Source organism: Suipraeoptans intestinalis (genome assembly GCF_009696485.1).
GTDB lineage: Bacteria > Bacillota > Clostridia > Lachnospirales > Lachnospiraceae > Suipraeoptans > Suipraeoptans intestinalis.
This window is the reverse complement of sequence record NZ_VULY01000037.1, coordinates 1-5,125: the sequence shown is the minus strand read 5'-3', so window position 1 is coordinate 5,125 and position 5,125 is coordinate 1. Positions and strand designations below refer to the sequence as shown.

Genomic DNA, 5,125 nt, shown 5'->3' with positions numbered 1-5,125 from the left:
CATATTTCCAAACAGACGCATGCACAGCGAAAGTGGTCTGATAAACACTTCCAGCACCATGATCGCGCCACGAAGGGAACCGGTTCCCGAAGTGTTTTCCCAATGGCGGATCCCGTTTCTTCGTATCCCGCTGTATTCGATCAAAAGCATACTAAGAATGGCCAGCGCCGCCGTTACGTTCAGATCCTTTGTGGGTGGTTTGATCCGATCAGCCCCATGGTGTTGGAGATAACCAGAAACAGTCCACCGTCATCAGGTAGGGAATATAACCGGAATTTTCTTTTCCCAGGATCCCTTCAAAAAGATCCGTTCCCCATTGAATACATGACTCCAACGCAAGTTGTACTTTCCCCGGACGTTCCACCTTGAGATTCCTCACCAGGATCAGAGACAGCAGGTCAGACACAGCATGATCCCCAGGTTGCCACCACCGCTTCGTCCACTTGACCCCCGAAAACCGGAATCTCAAACACCGTTTTACAGGTTAATTCCTCCATGAGATTTTGAGTCAGTTTTTCCGTATAAATGCCCCCTCTCCTCTAAGCTTTCCTCACATTACTGCCTTTTTTTCTTTTGTCAATCATCTTTTTCTCTTCGCTGTTTTCCTGCATTTCCCCTTTTTTTATTTATTTTTTTAAATTCAAAATCATGGATCCCCTTCCTTTTATTTATTTTTTCATCATTTTTTTGTCTCTTCCTGCTCTTTCTAGTTTCCTCCTTGAATTTTGTCCAAAATTATATCGGTTTCTTTTTTATTTTTATGGATTTTTACGAGAAACAGAATGTTTTATTTCGCGCAGCGCACATTCCTGTGAAACAAAAAACATCTCCTGCACCCTTATGTCTGATGCAAAAGATGTTTTTTTCCACCTGAATTTCCGGATATTTTGAGGAAGTCCTTTGCCGCCTATTCCCTCACGGCAAAATAATTCCCCTCTCTGTCCGCCTATACTATCTACACTATCTGTACTCTCTGTTCTATTTTCTCTTTCGCTTTTGCCTCCGGCTCCTTTTCTATCCCGCCAAACGGCATCTGTGCCACCAGCCTGTAGGTTTTGGGAAGCTGTATCTTTCCCGTACCATGTCATCTATAACGGGATTGTAATGCTGCAGGGAAGCTCCGATCCCCAGCTCTGCCAGCGCCGTCCAGATGCTGATCTGCAGCATTCCATTGGCATGGTTTGCCACACCGGAAAATTGGCTGCATAGGTCGGAAACTTGGCTGCCAGTCCGTCTACTACCTCTTCTTCGTAAAAATACAAAATCGTTCCTGCTCCATTTCGGAAGGACTGGATCTTGTCATGCGGTACCTTCCCCTCAAACACCCTCTCAATCTCATCCCACAGCGCCTCATGCTCTTCCCCAAAGGCCGCCACGACCCTCGCACTCTTCATATCAAAGGCATCGGGAACCAGTTCCGTCACTCTTTTATTACTTCCTCCACTTTTTCCTTCGCAACCGGAAGCTCCTTGTTTAACAGATAACGACTTCTTCTCTTTTCCAATCCTGTGATCACGCTCATGTCTGTTCCTCCTTTTTCTTTTTTGTGTATTCGGTTTCCCTGTTCTGTCTGCCTTGTTCTGTTTGCCTTGTTCTGTCTGCCTTGTTCTGTCTGCCTTGCCCCAGCATATGCCTTCGTCTGCAAAGCCGTCACTGTTTTCCCGTTTTCCACTTTTCATTCGTTCCGGAAAAACCGCTCTTTTGAACCCCGGATCCGCCTGTGTTTTTAAGGGCTTTCTCCCACGATGCCGGCGCGCCTGCCTCGGTCGATTATTTGATAAAGGTTCCTTCCTCCAGCTCCTTGAACGCCTGCTGCAGTTCCTCCCTGGTGTTCATTACCACCGGCCCTCCCAGGCGATCTCCTCCTTCAATGGACTTCCACTGAGAAACAGAACTTTGGCTCTTTTTTCTTTTCCTTCTATCGTCACCTGGTCTCCGTCCGATAACAGAGCCGCCGTCTTTTCTTCCAGATCTTCTCCTGCTACCCGTACATCCCCCAAAGGAAACAGCAGCGCCTGTCTGCCCTTCTCTGTGGGAATGGTAACCGTCTTTCCCGGTTCTACCGTAATATCATAATAGTCAATAGGCTGATAGTTCCCCTGGACTCCCTGCTGCCCGTCATAGCTTCCTGCCAGGATCCTGAGGCGGCCTCCTTCCAGTTCCACTTCCGGGATCTGGTCCCTCTTGATGCTGCGGTAAGCCGGCTTTGTCATTTTGTCCTTTGCCGGAAGATTCAGCCATAGCTGCACGCCCAGCATCCGCTCGCTTGCCGGCAGCTGTTCTTCATGGATGATGCCGGATCCTGCCGTCATCCACTGGACTTCCCCATCTTCCACGGTGTCTTCAAAGCCCAGATTGTCCTTGTGTTTCATTTTCCCTGCCACACGTAGCTGATGGTCTCGATCCCTCTGTGGGGATGCGGCGGAAAGCCGCTATATAATCCTGCGGATTGGTGCTGTCAAAAGAGTCCAGCATCAAATAGGATCAAATTTTTGCGGTCTGGCTGCCCAGCACTCTTACCAGCTTCACACCGCCTCCATCTACCGTTTGAAATCCTTTTACCTTTTTTCTGATCGTTCTATTCATGTAAGATCCCTCCTAATTTTTTAATAGGAACAACAACTGCTTCTTCTCTTCCGCGGTCAATTCTTTCATTTTTTCTCTGATCATCTCCCTGTTCTTTGGAGCCGCCTGCTGAATGACACTCCTCCCCTCCTCTGTCAGATGAAGGATGCAAAGTCGTCCACATACCCTCTTCCTACCAGATTGTTGACGATGACCGGTATGGTTCCTACACTGCTTAAAATCTTTTCCCGCACTTCTCCTACGGTCAGATCTCCCTTGCTACAGCGCTTCCAACACTGCAAACTGGCTCAGCGTCAACCGTATTTCCCTGCAATCCTTCCCGTGCTCTGATTGCATTGACGCTGAGCCAGTTTGCAGTGTTGGAAGCGCTGTACAGCAAGGGAGATCTGACCGTAGGAGAAGTGCGGGAAAAGATTTTAAGCAGTGTAGGAACCATACCGGTCATCGTCAACAATCTGGTAGGAAGAGGGTATGTGGAACGACTGGCAGATCAAAAGGACAAGCGGCTTTGCATCCTTCATCTGACAGAGGAGGGAGGAGTGTCATTCAGCAGGCGGCTCCAAAGAACAGGGAGATGATCAGAGAAAAAATGAAGAATTGACCGCGGAAGAGAAGAAGCAGTTGTTGTTCCTATTAAAAAATTAGGAGGGATCTTACATGAATAGAACGATCAGAAAAAAGGTAAAAGGATTTCAAACGGTAGATGGAGGCGGTGTGAAGCTGGTAAGAGTGCTGGGCAGCCAGACCGCAAAGAATTTGATCCTATTTTGATGCTGGACTCTTTTGACAGCACCAATCCGCAGGATTATATAGCGGGCTTTCCGCCGCATCCCACAGAGGGATCGAGACCATCAGCTACGTGTGGCAGGGGAAAATGAAACACAAGGACAATCTGGGCTTTGAAGACACCGTGGAAGATGGGGAAGTCCAGTGGATGACGGCAGGATCCGGCATCATCCATGAAGAACAGCTGCCGGCAAGCGAGCGGATGCTGGGCGTGCAGCTATGGCTGAATCTTCCGGCAAAGGACAAAATGACAAAGCCGGCTTACCGCAGCATCAAGAGGGACCAGATCCCGGAAGTGGAACTGGAAGGAGGCCGCCTCAGGATCCTGGCAGGAAGCTATGACGGGCAGCAGGGAGTCCAGGGGAACTATCAGCCTATTGACTATTATGATATTACGGTAGAACGGGAAAGACGGTTACCATTCCACAGAGAAGGGCAGACAGGCGCTGCTGTTCCTTTGCTGGGGGATGTGGGTAGCAGGAGAAGATCTGGAAGAAAAGACGGCGGCTCTGTTATCGGACGGAGACCAGGTGACGATAGAAGGAAAAGAAAAAAGAGCCAAAGTTCTGTTTCTCAGTGGAAGTCCATTGAAGGAGGAGATCGCCTGGGGAGGGCCGGTGGTAATGAACACCAGGGAGGAACTGCAGCAGGCGTTCAAGGAGCTGGAGGAAGGAACCTTTATCAAATAATCGACCGAGGCAGGCGCCGCCGGCATCGTGGGAGAAAGCCCTTAAAAACACAGGCGGATCCGGGGTTCAAAAGAGCGGTTTTTCCGGAACGAATGAAAAGTGGAAAACGGGAAACAGTGACGGCTTTGCAGACGAAGGCATATGCTGGGGCAAGGCAGACAGAACAAGGCAGACAGAACAAGGCAAACAGAACAAGGCAGACAGAACAGGGAAACCGAATACACAAAAAGAAAAAGGAGGAACAGACATGAGCGTGATCACAGGATTGGAAAAGAGAAGAAGTCGTTATCTGTTAAACAAGGAGCTTCCGGTTGCGAAGGAAAAGTGGAGGAAGTAATAAAAAGAGTGACGGAACTGGTTCCCGATGCCTTTGATATGAAGAGTGCGAGGGTCGTGGCGGCCTTTGGGGAGAGCATGAGGCGCTGTGGATGAGATTGAGAGGGGTGTTTGAGGGAAGGTACCGCATGACAAGATCCAGTCCTTCCGAAATGGAGCAGGAACGATTTTGTATTTTTACGAAGAAGAGGTAGTAGACGGACTGGCAGCCAAGTTTCCGACCTATGCAGCCAATTTTCCGTGTGGGCAAACCATGCCAATGGAATGCTGCAGATCAGCATCTGGACGGCGCTGGCAGAGCTGGGATCGGAGCTTCCCTGCCATTACAATCCCGTTATAGATGACATGGTACGGAAAGATACAAGCTTCCCAAACCTACAGGCTGGCACAGATGCGTTTGGCGGATAGAAAAGGAGCCGAGGCAAAGCGAAAAGAAAATAGAACAGAGAGTACAGATAGTGTAGATAGTATAGGCGGACAGAGAGGGAATTATTTTGCCGTGAGGGAATAGGCGGCAAAGGACTTCCTCAAAATATCCGGAAATTCAGGTGGAAAAAAACATCTTTTGCATCAGACATAAGGGTGCAGGAGATGTTTTTTTGTTTCACAGGAATGTGCGCTGCGCGAAATAAAACATTCTGTTTCTCGTAAAAATCCATAAAAATAAAAAGAAACCGATATAATTTTGGACAAAATTCAAGGAGGAAACTAGAAAGAGCAGGAAGAGA

At 48.6% G+C, this 5,125-nt stretch carries 8 protein-coding genes and 1 pseudogene; 3 read left to right on the top strand and 6 right to left on the bottom strand.

Annotated features, from left to right (window positions below):
- From FYJ34_RS15380 to FYJ34_RS12085, 5 genes and pseudogenes are all read right to left on the bottom strand, one after another.
- Positions 1-150: pseudogene (locus tag FYJ34_RS15380) on the bottom strand (F0F1 ATP synthase subunit A); the annotation flags it as partial.
- Between the two features lie 58 nt (positions 151-208).
- Positions 209-406, bottom strand: coding sequence for a hypothetical protein (locus FYJ34_RS14710; protein ID WP_330582718.1), 198 nt, complete (start codon positions 404-406; stop codon positions 209-211).
- 682 nt (positions 407-1,088) lie between these two features.
- Positions 1,089-1,424, bottom strand: a complete 336-nt coding sequence (locus FYJ34_RS14705; protein WP_330582717.1) for a nitroreductase family protein — start codon at positions 1,422-1,424, stop codon at positions 1,089-1,091.
- A complete protein-coding gene (locus FYJ34_RS14700) occupies positions 1,421-1,672 on the bottom strand; it encodes a hypothetical protein (RefSeq protein WP_330582716.1) in 252 nt (83 codons plus the stop codon). Before FYJ34_RS14700 ends, FYJ34_RS14705 begins: the two co-directional genes overlap by 4 nt.
- Before the next feature lie 163 nt (positions 1,673-1,835).
- The gene (locus FYJ34_RS12085; protein WP_330582715.1) at positions 1,836-2,384 is read right to left on the bottom strand and encodes a pirin family protein; all 549 of its coding nucleotides are present in this window, start codon (positions 2,382-2,384) and stop codon (positions 1,836-1,838) included.
- 558 nt (positions 2,385-2,942) lie between these two features.
- Here FYJ34_RS12085 and FYJ34_RS13465 point away from each other — a divergent pair.
- From FYJ34_RS13465 to FYJ34_RS13460, 3 genes are all read left to right on the top strand, one after another.
- Complete coding sequence (locus FYJ34_RS13465; RefSeq protein ID WP_334296373.1) at positions 2,943-3,164, top strand: MarR family winged helix-turn-helix transcriptional regulator; 222 nt, start codon at positions 2,943-2,945, stop codon at positions 3,162-3,164.
- 281 nt (positions 3,165-3,445) lie between these two features.
- Positions 3,446-4,312, top strand: a complete 867-nt coding sequence (locus tag FYJ34_RS15725; protein ID WP_465244908.1) for a pirin family protein — start codon at positions 3,446-3,448, stop codon at positions 4,310-4,312.
- Between the two features lie 325 nt (positions 4,313-4,637).
- A complete protein-coding gene (locus FYJ34_RS13460) occupies positions 4,638-4,805 on the top strand; it encodes a nitroreductase family protein (RefSeq protein ID WP_235899540.1) in 168 nt (55 codons plus the stop codon).
- Positions 4,806-4,924: 119 nt separating this feature from the next.
- Here FYJ34_RS13460 and FYJ34_RS12880 read toward each other — a convergent pair.
- Positions 4,925-5,125: hypothetical protein (locus FYJ34_RS12880; RefSeq protein ID WP_206671434.1), on the bottom strand; the 201-nt coding region annotated here is incomplete at its 5' end.